Origin of the sequence: Pseudomonas sp. GV071, assembly GCF_003050835.1 — a bacterium.
GTDB lineage: Bacteria > Pseudomonadota > Gammaproteobacteria > Pseudomonadales > Pseudomonadaceae > Aquipseudomonas.
This window is the reverse complement of the sequence record NZ_QAOJ01000016.1, coordinates 74,311-90,351: the sequence shown is the minus strand read 5'-3', so window position 1 is coordinate 90,351 and position 16,041 is coordinate 74,311. Positions and strand designations below refer to the sequence as shown.

The window sequence follows — 16,041 nt, the reverse complement described above, 5'->3', positions numbered from 1 at the left end:
TGTGTTTCAGAATTGCCGCTCGCCGCCAAAGGAAGCAACACCCATGAGCAGTAAGCTGTGCCCCGCCCTCCTTGCTTTGCTTCCACTTCTATATCTCGCCACCCCTGTCCAGGCCGCCCCCAGTTTTCTCTGCACCGGCAAACTCAGCCCGGTGGAAACCGCGATCTGCACCGACCCGCTGCTGGCTGAGGCCGATATGCAACTGGCCGCCCGCTATCGCGCTGCTTTGGAAGCCGACCCCGCCAGCAAAGCAGCGCTCGGCAACGCGCAACGGGCCTGGCTGAAGAGCCGCAACCAGGCCTGCAGCAGCGAGGGTTTGAATGCCTGTTTGCTCAAGCAGTACCAACAGCGCCTGGCCGAACTGCGGGCGGCACCCGAGGAAGAAAGCGGCGCCAACGACTACGCCATACGCCTGCGCACCGGCGGCACGGTGTATTTCAATCAGGTGCTACTGACCTGCAACGCCGACTCGGTACAGCTCGCCTTCCCCGACCCGAATCTGCCCATGAGCATCCTCGCCAACACCCTGCAAGGACGTGGCACGCTGAGCACCGCCTGGGCCGACTGCCCCCTCGCCAGCGGCCAGACCATCCGCGTGAAAACAGGCAACGGCTCGCCCGCACAAGCCTATGGCCGCTGCGGCGCGGCGCCGGAAACCCGCTTGAGTGTCTGGGTCGATCAACGCAAAGCCATCGCCGGCCTGGCCTACGCCGAAACCTGCAATGAACCGCTGCTCAAGACCATGACCCTACGTCCCGACGGCACCGATTACTGCGTGTTGCCCAGCGCTGCCGATTCTTCGCTGCTCAACGACGCCCCCGGCCAGGCCGGCAACGACGGCTGCAAACACATCCGCTTCAGCTCCGACGCGCCCATCGACCAGGACGAATACCCCACCCAGGGCAGCGCTCAACCGGTGCTCGGCTCGCTCAGCCTGATCAGTAGCAACGCGCAGCTGAAACCCTTGTGTGAGCGCCTGGTCGCGGCCAATACCCGCTACCCGTTGAACGTGCCCGCCGAGGTCAAGACCCCGGTGTGGCAGGCCCTCAAGGTGCCGAAGCCAAACGAAGGCGACGATGTCACCCTCTCCACCCGCGGCGAAGTCGAGCAGGCCCGGTTCGACCTCGACAACAGCGGCCAGGTCGGCACCGTCTACCGCCTGGAACAAGACAACCACTACTTCGACGGCAGCGTCCTGGCCCGTGAACAGCCGGGCATTCTCACCACACCGTTCGACCCCCATGCGCCGGATGAGGCCAGGGCAAAAGGCGTTCTGGCCTTCGTTTACCAGCACGCGCTGGTGCTGTTTGAGGGGGGCAAGACTTACCTGCTGCTGGACCCTGCTAATCGGGCCAAGGACATTTTGTTGGTTAAGCCGACGGCTGAGGGAACGGAAGAGGTTTGTGTGATGCGGCGGCTGGGGGAGACGTTTTGAGGTGTGCAGTTTTAACTGCGTACGAAGATAAGAAGTGGCTGGTAGTCCCCTGCATCAGCAGCTCGCAGGGCATCGATGTAGCGCTTGCGCGTCTCGTTGGCGGGCACCAGGTTGACGCTGCTGCCCCAGGAAAAATCTTGCCCTTGGTTCTGGCGCAACAGCACATCCGCCATCAGTCGCGCATGCCGGCCATTGCCATTGGCGAACGGATGAATCCAGACCAACTGGTGGTGAAAACGAGTGGCGACTTCGTCCAGCGGAAATACACCCTGCTCCAACCAGTAATTCACGTTGCCCATTAGTTGCCGAAGTTGCACACCAATCTGGGTCCATTCACAACCAATGTTTTTCCCGGTTTTGCGAAAGGTGCCGGCCCATTTCCAAGTGTCGCAGAACATCCGTTTGTGTAACTCGCGGCAGAAATGGTCGCTGAGTACATCGACAGTCTTCTGCCGCAACAGCCATTGCTGCGCGTTGTGGATATTTTCTGCCTCCCACTCATCCAGCTCACCTTGGGTGCTGATGTGAGCCGGCAAAAGCCCGGACGCTTCGTCTGCGTCCAATGGTGTCTGCCCAGCCTTGATCTCACTGCTTACCGCCACAAACGCGACCATGAGCCCGCCAGCAGCTCCTGACGTCGATCAGCCACTTTGCGCTCGAGAAAGCTGTCCGACGGGCGCTGGTCCTCCAGCGCCATGGTATGCGCAACGCTCATGACCTCTGCCCTGGCCAACTGATCTGCTCGCTCTTCAACCATGGCCTGCAAAGGCTGCCGCGGCACAAGCGCATAAACCAGCTCACAGTCCAGCCCACTTGCCAGCTTTCTGAGTTGCCCCAGTGTGATCCTGTCGTCCGCCTCTGAGACCTCAGATTTTTGCAATGTGGAGGGTGAAATGCCTATCCGCGCGGCTTGAATGCGCACCGAACGACCCAGTGCTTCTCTGATCGCACGCAGCCACCCGCCACGAGGTTTGAGCATGCCTTGCATCGGCATAAAGGGCTCAATGGCCCGTTGTACCTGGTGGACGCGTAATTTGGATAACGAAGGATTTTGCATGACGGGTGCCCGCTGAACAAATCGGCAAACTGAAATTGATCGCCTACAGGTAATCAAAATACACCAATATGAGTGCTTATAGGCACGCAACATTTTACTATTTGTACGCCTATAGGCGATCGAAATATAAGATAATGTATGCCTATGTGCATACAATTTTCGAAGTTAGAGGCTTAACCGCATCGCCTGGCCACTCCCAGCATCTTAAAAACAAGGGGACCTGCCCCCCCTTGTTCTTCACGTACTCGATCAACCGTCTTACGGCTGGGATTCACGCCAGCCAGTCCCGCCACCTCTGCAGGCCTTGTCCAAAGCCTGAGCCATTTCGCTGAGGATTTGCACGACTGCAGTCTCATGGGCTTTTGGCGCTCATGCGCCCTTAGTGTCCGGCGACCAAACCGGCTCGCTGAGTATTCAGCGCCGTCGAACTGTAGGGTTCTGTGCAGATGGCAAGCTGTCGGCTACGGCGGGCGGAGTGGAGAGTTGTAGCTTACGCGGCTGGAGAATTCGAGAAGACAAAGCATCAAGGCTAACGCCGCTCCCACCTGCAATCACAGAACCCTGTGGGAGAGGCTTCAGCCTCGATATTTTTGGACTACGCGCAGACATCAGCCGTTACGCGCTTCCAGAAACGCCATAAACGCCTCCCGACTGGTATACCGCGGCTGGTAGCCGAACTCCTCCTTTAACCGCCGGTTGTTAAGCACTGGCCGGTAGCGCAAGAAGTCCAGCTGCTCCGGGCCGTACTGGCTCAACCCCAACGGTTTGAGAATGCGCAGGGCGCCGCTGATCAGGCCGGCCGGTAAAGGGCGGTAGGGTTTGCCGAGGATGCCGGCGATTTCTTGCAGGCTCAGGGCGCCGTCGCCGGCCAGGTTGTAGATGCCTTGCGCGCCACTGTCCAGGCCCTGGCGGATGATGGCGATCACGTCCTGGTCCCAGATGAATACGAAGCGGCTGTCGCTGCCTTTGATGCCGAGCACCGCGCGCTTTTTGAACATGTCGGTGATCTGGTTGTTGACCCGTTTGCCGAGGATGGTGCCGGGGCGCAATACCAGTTGTTTAAGCTCGGGGTGATGGCGGCGGGTGTTGGCCAGCAGCACTTCCACTTCGCGTTTGTGTTTGGCGTAGGCGAAATGGTCATGGCCGCGCAGGGGGTCGTTTTCGTCGATCCATTCGGCGTTTTCCGGGAAGTAGCCGTAGGCGGCGCCGGAGCTGGTGACGATCAGTTGCTGCACCTTGTTGGCCAGCGCTGCTTCGACGATGGAGCGGGTGCCGCCGACGTCGATGGCGTGCAGTTGATCATCGCTCATGCCGCGCGGCGGGGTGACCACCGAGGCCAGGTGGACGATGGCGTCAGGCTTCCAGGCGGCCACACATTCGAGCACCTGGTTGTGTTGGCTGATGTCGAGCAGCACCGGCTCGACGTTCATTTTCAGGCCCTGCTTGGTTTGCGGGCGGATGTCGGCGGCGATCAGGGTCCACTTGGGGTGCTGAACTGCCAGTTCGTTGAGCAGTTGCTGGCCAATAAAACCTGCAGCGCCGGTAATCAGGACGCGCATGCTTGCGGCTCCTTGGAGGTGGAAGAAACAGCCAGCGGACGATTGCGCCAGAACATCACCAGGGCCAAGCCGCTGACCAGGTGCCAGGTGCCCCACAGTGCGGCCACCAGGGCCATGTTCGGCTCGCCACCGAATTGGGAAAAGATCAGCCCCAGGGCGAGCCCGGAGTTGTGCATGGAAATCTCGATGACCATGGCGCGCAGGTTGGCGCCGCGCTGACGGGCGAGTTTGGCCATCAGCCAGCCGAGCACGATGGCGCTGGCGTTGTGCAGCACCACCAACACCAGCACCAGGCCGAGGGAGGCGGTAAACATTTTCCAGTTGTTGGCCAGGGCGCCAATCACAAAGAAGGCGAAGGCCAGCAGGGCGAAGCGTTTGAACCAGGGCATGATGCGTTCGGCCACGTGCGGCCACAGGTTGCCCACCAGCATGCCCAGCACCAGCGGCAGGCCGAGCAGCCATAGGAGGTTGAGGATGATGCTCATGTGGTCGACGTGCAGGGTGCTCAGGCGTTCGGCCAGGTAGGCCGAAGCTTCGGGGTTGCACGAGCTGGTGAGGGCGAAGTTGAGGGGCAGCAGCACCAGCGCCAGCAGGCTGGACAGCGCGGTCATGCTCATCGACAGCGCGGTGTTGCCGCGGGCCAGGTGGGTCATGACGTTGGAGAGGTTACCGCCGGGGCAGCAGGCGACCAGCAGCAAGCCCAGTTCCAGGCCGGGGTTGAGGTCGACCATCAGGGTTACCAGCAGGGTCAGCCAGGGCAGCAGCAGGCATTGCCCGAGCATGCCGGCGAGTACCGGTTGCGGGTGGCGCAGCACCGCGCGAAATTGCTCCAGGCGCAGCTCCAGCGACACGCCGAAAATCAGCGCCGCCAGCACCAGGCCGAGGATCAGTTGGGAACTCGCGTCGTAGTTCATAAAAACGGGCCTTTTCTTTTTGTTTTAGCCCGCAGCACTGTAAGGCGCAGGCAGGAGGGCAACAGTGGCAGAGCCCGACAGCGGCTGTGGCCATTTGCGCCAACAGCTATAGCGCATGTGCAGTTGATCGGGTAGGCGCAACGTATCGCGCGCCGCGCACTCCCACATTTAGCGCGATGGAACATGGACCCTTGAGAGGCTCACCCGTATCCTGCGCACCTACTTTCTACCTGCCGACTCACTGCCTTGATGCTGATCTGGAAAACCCGCGCTCTTGCCGTAATCGCCCTGCTGCAACGCTACCCAGGGGTGGTGGCGGCGTTCGGTTTCATTTCCGGTATCTGTAGCTTCATTCTGGTCGACCGCCAGGCGCGGCTGGCCACGCCGATTGCGGTGATGTTGTTGGTGAGTTGGTTGTGGCTGACCCTGGAAAGCCTGTTCACCCGGGTGTTCGCCCGCCTGTTCGGGCGTGAGCTGCCGCAGCCGCTGGTGCGTTATCTGACCCAGATGATCCACCAGGAAAGCCTGTTCTTCGTGCTGCCGTTTTTTATCATCACCACCACCTGGAACAGCGGCCAGTTATTTTTCACTGGCCTGCTGGCCTGCGCCGGGCTGGTGACCATCATCGACCCGATCTACAACAAGTGGCTGGCGCCGCGCCGTTGGCTGTACCTGGCGATGCACACGCTGACCCTGTTCGCTGCGCTACTCACTGCCCTGCCGATCATCCTGCACCTGACCACCGCGCAGAGTTACAAACTGGCCCTGGGCATTGCCGTGGCGCTGTCGTTCCCCAGCTTGTTGGTGACCTTTCCGGTGCAGCGCTGGTGGCGTGGCCTGGCATTGATCGTGCTGACCCTGGCCCTTGGTGGTGCCGGTTGGCTGTTCCGCTCCTGGGTGCCGCCGGCCACGTTATGGCTGACCGAAGTGGCGGTGACCACCGAGCTGGACGACTTCAACCGCTCCCCCGGTGAAAGCCTCAGCACCATGACCGCCACCGACCTGCGCACCAAAGGCATCTACGCCTACACCGCGATCAACGCCCCCCGCGGCCTGGCCGAGCGCATCTACCACGTGTGGCGGCACAACGGCGAAGAGATGGACCGCATCGCCCTGGACATCAGCGGCGGACGCAAGAAGGGTTACCGCTCGTGGACCCACAAACAGAACTTCCCCCAGGACGTGGCGGGGGATTGGGAAGTGCGGGTGTTGACCGAGGATGGCCAGGTGATTGGGGTACTGCGGTTTGAGGTGACGCCGTAATTCATTCCGTGGCGTTCGTGTGCTAAACGAGGTTTGATCCTGAATTCTGGGTCCCAGCCTGCGCTGGGACGACGGCGAACTTCAAAAAAACTCCGTCATTCCAGCGCAGGCTGGAATCCAGAATTGCCCGGACAATCACCGTGCAATCCGGCTTACCAGGTCCCAGCCCGAGCTGAGACGACGATAAACTTCAGAAAACTCCGTCCAGCCAAACGATTCAGGTGACTTCGAAACAGCATCTGCCTCTCTAGCGTGTGAGCATTACTCACAGCCAACGGAAGGCAGCGCATGGCACGGACGCCCACGGTCTACATTCTCGCCAGCCACAAGAACGGCACGCTCTATATCGGCGTCACCTCCAACCCTATCCAACGCATTTGGCAGCATCGCAATGACTGTGTGCCTGGTTTTAGCCAGACCTATGGGGTTCATACGCTGGTGTATTACGAAGTGCATGGAGACATGCAGAGTGCTATCGCTCGAGAGAAGCAGCTCAAGTGGTGGAAACGACAGTGGAAGGTGAGTTTGATCGAAGCACGGAATCCACGCTGGGTGGATTTGTGGGGTGAGCTGGTGGGCTAGCGACGCTGAACTTCAACCACCTTCGTCATTCCAGCAGCAGGCTGCAGTCCGACGCTTCGGAATCCAGAATCGACCTGGCGCTCACCGCGAAATTCTGGGTCCCAGCCTGCGCTGGGACGACGGTCGAAGGAGGGTGAATTCCGGTCAGAGCCGAAATCGCTGCACCATCCCATTCAAATCGCTGGCCAATTTCGCCAATTGATCACTGGCCACCGACGTCTCATGCGCCCCGGTGGCGTTCTGTTCGGCGATGTCGCGGATGGCCACCAGGTTTCTGTCCACTTCGCGGGCCACGCTGGCTTGCTCTTCGGCGGCGCTGGCGATCACCAGATTCATGTCGTTGATCTGATTCACCCGCTCGGCAATCAGTGCCAGGGCGCTGTCCGCCTGGCTGGCCATGATCTGGCTGCGGCCGGCGTATTCGCTGCTTTGTGCCATGGCGCTGACCGATTGCTGGCTGGCGCTCTGGATGGCGCTGATCATCCGTTCGATTTCCTGGGTGCTGGTCTGGGTGCGTTGCGCCAGGGCGCGCACTTCGTCAGCGACCACGGCAAAACCGCGGCCTTGGTCGCCAGCGCGGGCGGCCTCGATGGCGGCGTTGAGGGCCAGCAGGTTGGTCTGTTCGGCGATGGTACGGATCACTTCCAGCACGCGGCCAATGGCGATGGCTTCGTCGGCCAGGGTGGCGATGGTGGTGGAGGTGATGTTCAGGCGCTCGGTGAGCTGTTCGATGGTGCTGCGTGTGCTGCTCACTTGTTCGCGGCCAGCCTGGGCGGTTTCCTGGGCTTCGCGGGAGGAGTCGGAGGTGTGGTTGGCGTTGCGCGCCACCTCGTCCACGGCAGCGGACATCTCGGTAACCGCCGTGGCGGCCATTTGAATTTCATCGTTCTGACGGGTGATGCCGCGCGACGAATCGTCGGTGACTGCGTGCAACTCCTCGGCCGCAGAGGCCAACTGGGTGGCGGAGTTCTGGATGTTCAGCAAGGTCTCGCGCAGGGTGCCCTGCATGCCGCCCAGGGAGCGTTGCACCTGGGTGACTTCATCGGCGCCGTCGGCGACTACCGGCTGGGTCAGGTCGCCCGAGGCTATGCGTTCGGCGGAGGCGGCGAGCATCGCCAACGGCCGGGTGATGCTGCGACTGAGCAGCACGGCAGCAAAGATGGTGAAGATCAAGCTGGCCAGCAAAATCACGCTGAAGGTGATGGTGGCGTTGTTGGCGCTGGCTTCGGCGCGCTGGCCGGCATCGGTGGCGCCGCGGTTGTTGAGGGCGATCAGGGCGTCGAGGGCGCTGATCAGGGCATCGAAGCTTTGCTCCGATTGGCTGGCGACTGCCGGTGCCACACTGCCAGTGCCCAGGCCGCTGAGCACGGCGTCAAGGGCCTTCTCATAGGCGGCGCTTTTTTCCTGGTAGGTGCCAAACAGGCGACGGTCTTCATCAAGGATGATGGTGCCTTCGTATTCCTTGTCGTAACCGCGCACCCGCTGCTCGATGGTGCGGATCTCACTGGTCAGCGCGCTCAATTCGCTGGGCTGGGCGGTGATCTCGTTTTCGTCCAGGCGCATCAACTGGCGGTCGGACTTGATCTTGGCCATCAGGTCGAGGCCGCTCATCCACACATCTTTCACTTCCAGCAGATTGCCTTTGAGACTGGACAGCTCGCTCAAGGCCACGCCGCCGGTGATCAACAAGCACAGGGTCAATGCGCCAAAACCGATGAAATTACGCAGGCCCACACTCACGGAACGCAAAGACATGGCGAACTCCAGAAATACCAAGGGGGTTCGTTGAGTCTAGACAGTGGGCGGGCACGTGCACGGTGAATGTGTGCGGGCGTGAATCAGTGTGGGAGGGGCTTTAGCCGCGAGCTTTAGATTTTAAAAGCTCGCGGCTGAAGCCGCTCCTACGAAAAGCGTTAGCCGAAGAACCAGTAGCAGACGCCGATTGAGGCGACCACGCCAACGAAGTCGGCGAACAGCGCACAACCGACGGCATGCCGCGCGCGCTGGATGCCCACCGAGCCGAAGTACACCGCCAGCACATAGAAGGTGGTTTCTGTGCTGCCCTGCATGGTCGCCGCGACCAGAGCGGGGAAGCTGTCGACGCCTTTGCTCTGCATGGTTTCGATCAGCATGGCCCGCGCCGCGCTGCCGGAGAAGGGTTTGACCAGCCCGGTGGGCAGCGCATCAACGAAGCGGCTGTCCCAGCCCAGGCCTTCGACGCACCAGCGAATACCGGCGAGCAACGCATCAAGCGCCCCCGAGGCGCGTAGCACACCAACGGCGCAGAGCATGGCGACCAGGTAAGGCAGCAGGTTCCTGGCCACCTCGAAACCTTCTTTGGCGCCCTCGATAAAGCTCTCGTAAACCGGCACACGCCTGATCGCGCCCATCAGCACAAAGCTGAGGATCAAGCCAAACAACGTGAGGTTGCCCAACAGTGACGACAGCGCCGTCAAGGCGGTGGCCGATAGGCCTGCTAGCACCGCCATAAAGGTGCCGAGCAACAAGGCGGCGCCGCCAAACCAGGCGAGCACCACCGGGTCAGTGAGTTTCAGGCGCTGCATAAAGGCCACCGCCAGCAAGGCGCTGAAACTGGAAATCGCGTTGGCCAGCAGAATCGGCAGAAACACCAGGGCAGGGTCGGTGGCGCCGGCTTGCGCGCGGTACATGAAGATCGACACCGGCAGCAGCACAAAGGACGAGGCGTTCATCACCATGAACAGAATTTGCGCGTTGCTGGCGTCGGTGCTGCTGGGGTTGAGTTCCTGCAGCGACTTCATCGCCTTGAGGCCAATCGGCGTGGCCGCGTTGTCCAGGCCCAGGCCGTTGGCAGTGAAACTCAGGGTCACCAGCCCCAGGGAAGGATGACCACGAGGCACGTCGGGCATCAGGCGGGCAAACAGCGGGCCGAGCAGCCGCGCCAGCACATCGACCAGGCCGGCTTTCTCGGCAATGCGTAAAAAACCCAACCACAACGTCAGGGTGCCAAACAGCAGCACCATCACCTCCACCGACAGCTTGGCCATGGCGAACAGGCTTTCGACCATGGCAGCAAATACCCCGGCGTTGCCGCCGACCAGCCACTGCCCCAACGCCGCCACGGCAGCCACGATAAAAAAGCTCAGCCACAAGCCGTTGAGCATGGTGTGTCCTCTTGATGTGCCGCGGATGATAGCGGCGCTGCTGGTGGCATTGCCACCAAACCCAGAGTTTTAGCTCGCGGTGGCGATGGACGCTGCACAGTCATTTTTATCGTCTAGGCTGAAATCGCTATGCACTAAGTGCCGGCGTAGAACCGGTCTATTTCAGCCATTGGGAGCTTCATGGATGACTATAAAGTTACTTGCCAGCTTTGCCGTTACCACCAGCCTGCTGCTCGCCGGCTGCTCCAGTTCCACCACCAAGCCAGAGCAGTATTCGGGCTTTCTCTCGGACTACTCGATTCTCAAGCCCGCCACGTCGGCCAGCGGCGCGCCGGTGTTGCGGTGGGTGAAGCCGGGGCTGGATCTGAATCACTACAGCTCGGTGCTGGTGGAAAAGCCACAGTTCTACCCCAAGCCCACCCCTACCGATCAGGTCAGCCAGAAATCGCTGAACGACATCTCCGACTACCTGCAACAAGCCATGCAACGTGAGCTCGCCGGGCGCCTGCGCATCGTCACCCAGCCGGACGCTGACACCTTGGTGTTGCGCTCGGCGATCACCGCCGTGGACGTATCGGCCGAAGGCCTGAAGTTCTACGAGGTGATTCCAATTGCGCTGGTACTGGCCGCGGCCAACACCGCAGCCGGCACCCGTGACGAATCCACCGATATCTATGTAGAGATGCAGGCCCTGGATGGCGCCACCAGCAAACCGGTGGCCGAAATCGTGCGCAAAGGCACCGGGCTGTCGCTGGAAAACGACAGCACTCAGTTGACGGTCAAGGACCTGAAGCCCGTGCTGGACGTGTGGGCCAAGGACGCGCGTAACTTCAAACCGTAGGGCGAATACCCGCGTGCGGGTATCCGCCGGTTCACCGTTTGAGGTAGCGGCGGATATCCCAGGTGGGGATATCCGCCCTACACCAACCTGGAAATCGCGCACAAAAAAACGCCCTCTTGTGAGGGCGTTTTGCGTGGTGCTGAACGACGTCAGACTCGACCGCGACGGCCGAAGATCAGCGAGACGATAAACATCACCAGGAACACGACAAAGAGAATTTTCGCGATGCCGGTTGCGGTGCCCGCAATACCACCAAAGCCCAGAACAGCTGCAACGATGGCGATGATCAGGAAGGTAACGGCCCAACTCAACATGATGTCTCTCCTTACATTTGGTTAGGGTTCTAGCCCCTGTTTGTCAGGAACCCTTACTGGGTTGGAACCGAGGCCTGGCGGCTTGGTTCAGGTTCCTTTGCTCGGTGTCTTGCGGTTAAAAAACAAACCTGTACCTGGTTAGAACAAAACCTGCGCAAGGCCGGAGCCCCGGCCAATCCCTGGCCGCAGCAGGCTTACTTCAGAGCGTGTTTCAGTTCACGCATACGGTCGTGGCAAGCACGTACTTTCGGCATCTCTACCGCCAGGGCGGCACGCACGTCCGGATCAGCGTCTTCCATGGCGTCTTCGAAGGCATGCAGGATGCGGTCTTCGGTGTCTTCCAGTTCAGCCACGTAGGCGGCGCCTTCGTCTTTGGTCATGCTCGCTTTGGTGTCGGCATACACCTGGCGCAGTTTGCCCATCACGGTGCCGCCTTGAGCGGGGGTTTCGTGGTTGGCCGCGACTTTTACCGCCAGTGCCTGAATCACTTGGATCTTGGCTTGCGACATATCGCGAAACAGGGCCTGCAGTTGTGGGTCTTTGACCTCGGTGATGGCGTGCTCATAGAAGCGCTGGCCGTCTCGGGTGATTTCGATCAATTCGTTCAGTTGGCTGGTGCGACTGCTCATGACGATTTCCTCTCTTGTAGGGGGCCGTTCTTGGCCGGGTTGAGAGGGATATCGCAAGGCCTATGCCAGCTTTTAAAATGATTTTTAGTCGTTTAAAAACAATTACTTAAGTATGCGAACCGGTAAATATGGCCATGCAGCTTGCAGGATGGGTATAAATCCACCGTGCAAGTTGCACGAACTTGCCTGTACTTTCCGTGACTAACGCTCACTGCAACCGATCTGAGAACAACCATGGAAGCTTCCAGCCCGAAAAGTGGCCGTATTTTGTTGGTCGACGATGAGTCGGCAATCCTGCGTACCTTCCGCTATTGCCTGGAAGACGAGGGCTACACCGTGGCCACCGCCACCAGCGCCATGCAGGCCGATACCCTGCTGCAACGCCAGGTCTTCGACCTGTGCCTGCTGGACCTGCGCCTGGGAGAAGACAACGGCCTCGACGTGCTCGCGCAGATGCGCCTGCAGGCGCCGTGGATGCGGGTGATCATTGTCACCGCTCACTCCGCCATCGACACCGCCGTAGACGCCATGCAGGCCGGCGCCAGCGATTACCTGGTGAAACCCTGCAGCCCCGACCAACTGCGCATGGTCGCCTCCAAGCAATTGGAAATCCGCTCCCTGGCCGCGCGCCTGGAACAGTTGGAAGGCCAGGCCCGCAAACCCGGCGATGACCTCGACTCCCACAGCCCGGCGATGATGGCCGTGCTGGAAACCGCCCGGCAGGTGGCCGGCACCGACGCCAACATTCTGATTCTCGGCGAGTCCGGCACCGGCAAGGGCGAACTGGCCCGCGCCATCCACGGCTGGAGCCAGCGCTCGAAGAAAGGCTCGGTGACCATCAACTGCCCGTCGCTGACTGCCGAGCTGATGGAAAGCGAGCTGTTCGGCCACAGCCGCGGGGCCTTTACCGGCGCCAGCGAAAGCACCCTTGGGCGGGTCAGCCAGGCCGACGGCGGCACGCTGTTTCTCGATGAGATCGGCGACTTCCCGCTGAGCCTGCAACCGAAGCTGCTGCGCTTTATTCAGGACAAGGAATACGAACGGGTCGGCGACCCGGTGACCCGCCGCGCCGATGTGCGCATTGTTGCGGCGACCAACCTTGATCTGGACGCCATGGTCCGCGAGGGCAAGTTCCGCGAAGACCTGCTGTACCGCCTCAATGTCATCACTCTCAAGCTGCCACCGCTGCGCGAACGCGCCGACGATGTGCTGATGCTCGCCGACCGCTTCCTCGCCCGCTTCGTCAAAGACTACGCGCGCCCGGCCCGGGCCTTTACCGACGAAGCCCGCAACGCACTGCTGGATTACCGTTGGCCGGGCAACATCCGCGAACTGCGCAACGTCATCGAGCGCGCCAGCATCATCTGCCCGCAGGAGCTGGTGGACCTCAGCCACCTGGGCCTGACCGCACCGGCCAGCAACAACGCCCCCCGCGTGGGCGCTGACCTCAGCCTGGAAGACCTGGAAAAAGCCCATATCGCCGCCGTACTGGCCACCAGCGAAACCCTGGATGCGGCCGCCAAAACCCTGGGCATTGATGCCTCGACCCTGTACCGCAAACGTAAACAGTACAACCTATGAAGCCAGCCATGACCCTGCGAACGCGGTTCTTCCTGAGCTTTTCGGCACTGATCACCGTGGCGTTGCTGGGCCTGCTGCTGGGGGTGGTCAGCGTGTTACACATGGCCCAGACCCAGGAAGGCCTGATCCAGAACAGCTTCGCCACCATCGACCTCAGCCAGCGCCTGCGCACCAGCTTTGGCGACCAGTTGACCATCATGCTGCGCGAGAAGCCGGACATGACCGCGCTGCGCGCCTCGCAAGCGCAGTTCCGTGCCCTTCTGGAAGAAAGCCTGGACCTGGAAAACCGCCGCGACCGTGAAGGCTTCGAACGCATCGAAAAGGTCTACGGCGAGTTCCTCACCATCCTCGACAAGGCCGACCCGGCCAGCGGCGACATCAACAACGACAATACCGTCAGCCAGGCCTTCAACCTGGTGCGTAAACAGATGCTGGAAGTGCAACAGGTGGCGATCAACAACGTCAGCATGGCCGAAGCCCAGGCGCGTGATCGGGCCAAGCTGATTGCCCTGTTGCTGAGCCTGCTCGGCGCTGCCGTGCTGCTGATCGGCGTGCTCACCGCACAAAGCATCGCGCGCCGCTTCGGTACCCCGATCGAGGCGCTGGCAGCTGCCGCCGACAAGATTGGTCAAGGCGATTTCGAGGTGACCTTACCGGTGTCCTCTGTCAGCGAAATGGCCTCCCTCAGCCGTCGCTTCGGGTTGATGGCCGAAGCCCTGCGCCAGCTCAAGGAAACCGACGTCGAAGCCTTGATGGCCAGCCAGAAGCGCCTGCAGGCAGTGCTCGACAGCATCGACGATGGCCTGGTGATCATCGACACCCACGGCCATATCGAACATGCCAACCCGGTGGCCATCCGCCAACTGTTCTGGGAACACGACCTGCTGGGCAAAAGTTTCGGCGCGGTGATCAATCGCCCGGAGCTGGACGATGCGGTGCGCCTGGTGCTCAGCGGCAAACAGCTGGAGCAGATTCCCGAAGACCTACTGATCGAAACCGCCGGCGAGAGGCGCCTGCTGGCCTGGGCCCTGACTCCGGTGCACCACACCGACGGCCGCCCCGTGGGCGCGGTGATGGTGCTGCGCGATGTCACCGAGCAACGCGCGTTCGAACGTATCCGCATGGAATTCGTCCTGCGCGCCTCCCACGAACTGCGCACCCCGGTCACCGGCATGCACATGGCCTTCAGCCTGCTCCAGGAGCGGTTGAAATTCGGCGCGGAATCACGCGAGGCCGACCTGATTCGCACCGTTGACGAAGAGATGGCGCGCCTGGTGCAGCTGATCACCGACCTGCTGAACTTCTCCCGCTACCAGAACGGCCTGCAGAAACTCGAACGTGCCCCGTGCGACCTGCACGAGCTGATCGAAAAAACCCAGCAGCGTTTTGCCGCCAAAGCCAGCGAGCGTGAAATCAACATCGTGGTCGAAGTGCTGGAACCGCTGACCCAAGTGAACATCGACCGTCAGCAGATCGAACGGGTGCTCGACAACCTGCTCGGCAACGCTCTGCGCCACAGCATCAGCGGCAGTGAAATCCAGGTGCAAGCCCGCCGTCACGGCGAGCGTCTGATCATCAGCGTGCAGGACTACGGCGAGGGCATCGACTTCAGCCAACAGGCACGGATTTTCGAACCCTTCGTACAGATCGGCAAACGCAAAGGCGGCGCCGGCCTGGGCCTGGCCCTGTGCAAAGAGATCGTGCAACTGCACGGCGGGCGGATCAGCGTGTATTCGCGCCCAGGCAAAGGCTCACAGTTCTACATGGCGTTGCCGATTTAGCCCCTGCAACACCTTTACCCTCTCCCCCAGCCCCTCTCCCGAAAGCGGGAGAGGGGTGACGAAAGGCCTCAATCCAACTCGATCAACCCCCTCTCCCGTTTACGGGAGAGGGTTGGGGAGAGGGGCTTTTGATTTTTTGATCTTGATGTGACTGTTGCTCTACCCGCCCCGTGGGCGAACGCCGAGCAGAATCGCCGTGAAAGGCGCGAAACAAAACGCCCAGCGCACGCGGTAAATCAGAACAACCGTGAAAACCTAATCAGCGCAGGACCGGATCAAACTTGATCCGCCGCCCCATCGCCAATGCCACTACAAACATCCCCACCAGCAACCCTGTCGCCAGCTTCAACATCCCGATCACCACCATGTTGCTCAGCGGCGCATACAACACCACCCCACAACAAACAAACGCCAACACCAGCAAGACCATCGCGGCTTTAGACATGGCATCCATCCTCACACTCAACCACACACTAACTAACCCGACCCATGTGACAGCCAGGCACACACACGCCCTGACGTTCGTCGGTCAGCATCCACAAAAAAGGGAAATCAGAAGGTCCAGCGCTGATTTTCAGGCTTAGGCGCGTGGGCCGTTTCCAGGTCGTCACTGACGTTCTGCCACTGCGCCCCGCGCAACACATCACCGGCAGGTGCCGCCTGATTGCTGGCCATTTGCGGCTCAGGCTGCATAAACGGGCTTTCCGCCCACTGCGGCTCGGTGAGCGGCTTGTTCAGCAGCTCGGAATGGCTGGCCTTGGTCACAGACTGAACAGCAACAGCAGCGGGTGCAGGGGTAGTAGCGGCAGCATAAGCACCAGCGACAACCACAGCAGCGGCACTCAGCAGGTTCAGTACGGTGTTCATGGCGGCGACTCCATCGCAGATCAGATTCTTGTATCTGAAATTGCAGGCGTCGTGCCAATTAAAATGTGATTTTTA

At 60.9% G+C, this 16,041-nt stretch carries 16 protein-coding genes and 1 pseudogene; 6 read left to right on the top strand and 11 right to left on the bottom strand.

Going from position 1 to position 16,041, the window contains the following annotated elements:
• The first annotated feature begins 43 nt into the window (after positions 1–43).
• Positions 44–1,435: a lysozyme inhibitor LprI family protein gene (locus tag C8K61_RS24360; protein WP_158272540.1), complete on the top strand. Its 1,392-nt coding sequence runs from the start codon at positions 44–46 to the stop codon at positions 1,433–1,435.
• 11 nt (positions 1,436–1,446) lie between these two features.
• Here C8K61_RS24360 and C8K61_RS24355 read toward each other — a convergent pair whose 3' ends face one another.
• The 4 genes from C8K61_RS24355 to C8K61_RS24340 all read right to left on the bottom strand — a co-directional run bounded on the left by C8K61_RS24355 (position 1,447) and on the right by C8K61_RS24340 (position 4,965).
• Positions 1,447–2,049, bottom strand: coding sequence for a mobile mystery protein B (locus C8K61_RS24355; protein ID WP_108099082.1), 603 nt, complete (start codon positions 2,047–2,049; stop codon positions 1,447–1,449).
• Positions 2,028–2,492, bottom strand: a complete 465-nt coding sequence (locus C8K61_RS24350) for a mobile mystery protein A (RefSeq protein ID WP_108099080.1) — start codon at positions 2,490–2,492, stop codon at positions 2,028–2,030. Before C8K61_RS24350 ends, C8K61_RS24355 begins: the two co-directional genes overlap by 22 nt.
• A 608-nt stretch (positions 2,493–3,100) precedes the next feature.
• Entirely contained in the window at positions 3,101–4,051 is a 951-nt protein-coding gene (locus tag C8K61_RS24345; RefSeq protein ID WP_108099078.1) for an SDR family oxidoreductase, read from the bottom strand.
• Positions 4,039–4,965 carry a bile acid:sodium symporter family protein gene (locus C8K61_RS24340; protein WP_108099076.1) on the bottom strand — a complete coding sequence of 309 codons (927 nt, stop codon included), beginning with the start codon at positions 4,963–4,965 and terminating at the stop codon, positions 4,039–4,041. Before C8K61_RS24340 ends, C8K61_RS24345 begins: the two co-directional genes overlap by 13 nt.
• Before the next feature lie 249 nt (positions 4,966–5,214).
• Between C8K61_RS24340 and C8K61_RS24335 the strand changes: the two genes are divergently transcribed.
• Entirely contained in the window at positions 5,215–6,228 is a 1,014-nt protein-coding gene (locus C8K61_RS24335) for a DUF5924 family protein (RefSeq protein WP_108099074.1), read from the top strand.
• 288 nt (positions 6,229–6,516) lie between these two features.
• Positions 6,517–6,810, top strand: coding sequence for a GIY-YIG nuclease family protein (locus C8K61_RS24330; RefSeq protein WP_108099072.1), 294 nt, complete (start codon positions 6,517–6,519; stop codon positions 6,808–6,810).
• A gap of 144 nt (positions 6,811–6,954) precedes the next feature.
• Here the strand turns inward: C8K61_RS24330 and C8K61_RS24325 are convergent, their stop codons facing one another.
• The 3 genes and pseudogenes from C8K61_RS24325 to C8K61_RS24320 form a co-directional block, all read right to left on the bottom strand.
• Positions 6,955–8,013, bottom strand: coding sequence for a methyl-accepting chemotaxis protein (locus C8K61_RS24325; RefSeq protein ID WP_371920026.1), 1,059 nt, complete (start codon positions 8,011–8,013; stop codon positions 6,955–6,957).
• Between the two features lie 24 nt (positions 8,014–8,037).
• Positions 8,038–8,565 (bottom strand): annotated as a pseudogene (locus C8K61_RS27370) (MCP four helix bundle domain-containing protein); the annotation flags it as partial.
• Positions 8,566–8,723: 158 nt separating this feature from the next.
• The gene (locus C8K61_RS24320; protein WP_108099068.1) at positions 8,724–9,953 is read right to left on the bottom strand and encodes a nucleoside recognition domain-containing protein; all 1,230 of its coding nucleotides are present in this window, start codon (positions 9,951–9,953) and stop codon (positions 8,724–8,726) included.
• A 184-nt stretch (positions 9,954–10,137) separates the two neighbouring features.
• Between C8K61_RS24320 and C8K61_RS24315 the strand changes: the two genes are divergently transcribed.
• Positions 10,138–10,794, top strand: a complete 657-nt coding sequence (locus C8K61_RS24315) for a DUF3313 domain-containing protein (RefSeq protein WP_108099066.1) — start codon at positions 10,138–10,140, stop codon at positions 10,792–10,794.
• A gap of 149 nt (positions 10,795–10,943) precedes the next feature.
• Here C8K61_RS24315 and C8K61_RS24310 read toward each other — a convergent pair whose 3' ends face one another.
• Positions 10,944–11,108, bottom strand: coding sequence for a DUF1328 domain-containing protein (locus C8K61_RS24310; RefSeq protein WP_108099064.1), 165 nt, complete (start codon positions 11,106–11,108; stop codon positions 10,944–10,946).
• A gap of 194 nt (positions 11,109–11,302) precedes the next feature.
• Positions 11,303–11,737: a PA2169 family four-helix-bundle protein gene (locus tag C8K61_RS24305; RefSeq protein ID WP_108099062.1), complete on the bottom strand. Its 435-nt coding sequence runs from the start codon at positions 11,735–11,737 to the stop codon at positions 11,303–11,305.
• Positions 11,738–11,971: 234 nt separating this feature from the next.
• Here C8K61_RS24305 and algB point away from each other — a divergent pair, with 234 nt between their 5' ends.
• Positions 11,972–13,318 carry a sigma-54-dependent response regulator transcription factor AlgB gene (algB, locus tag C8K61_RS24300; RefSeq protein ID WP_108099060.1) on the top strand — a complete coding sequence of 449 codons (1,347 nt, stop codon included), beginning with the start codon at positions 11,972–11,974 and terminating at the stop codon, positions 13,316–13,318.
• Positions 13,315–15,099: a KinB sensor domain-containing domain gene (locus tag C8K61_RS24295; RefSeq protein ID WP_108099058.1), complete on the top strand. Its 1,785-nt coding sequence runs from the start codon at positions 13,315–13,317 to the stop codon at positions 15,097–15,099. The genes algB and C8K61_RS24295 overlap by 4 nt, the downstream gene beginning before the upstream one ends.
• 259 nt (positions 15,100–15,358) lie before the next feature.
• On the opposite strand, the gene C8K61_RS24290 is transcribed toward C8K61_RS24295, so the two are convergent.
• Both C8K61_RS24290 and C8K61_RS24285 read right to left on the bottom strand, forming a co-directional pair.
• Positions 15,359–15,544: a PA3371 family protein gene (locus tag C8K61_RS24290; RefSeq protein ID WP_146174331.1), complete on the bottom strand. Its 186-nt coding sequence runs from the start codon at positions 15,542–15,544 to the stop codon at positions 15,359–15,361.
• A gap of 107 nt (positions 15,545–15,651) precedes the next feature.
• The gene (locus tag C8K61_RS24285; protein WP_108099054.1) at positions 15,652–15,966 is read right to left on the bottom strand and encodes a hypothetical protein; all 315 of its coding nucleotides are present in this window, start codon (positions 15,964–15,966) and stop codon (positions 15,652–15,654) included.
• Between the last annotated feature and the right edge of the window lie 75 nt (positions 15,967–16,041).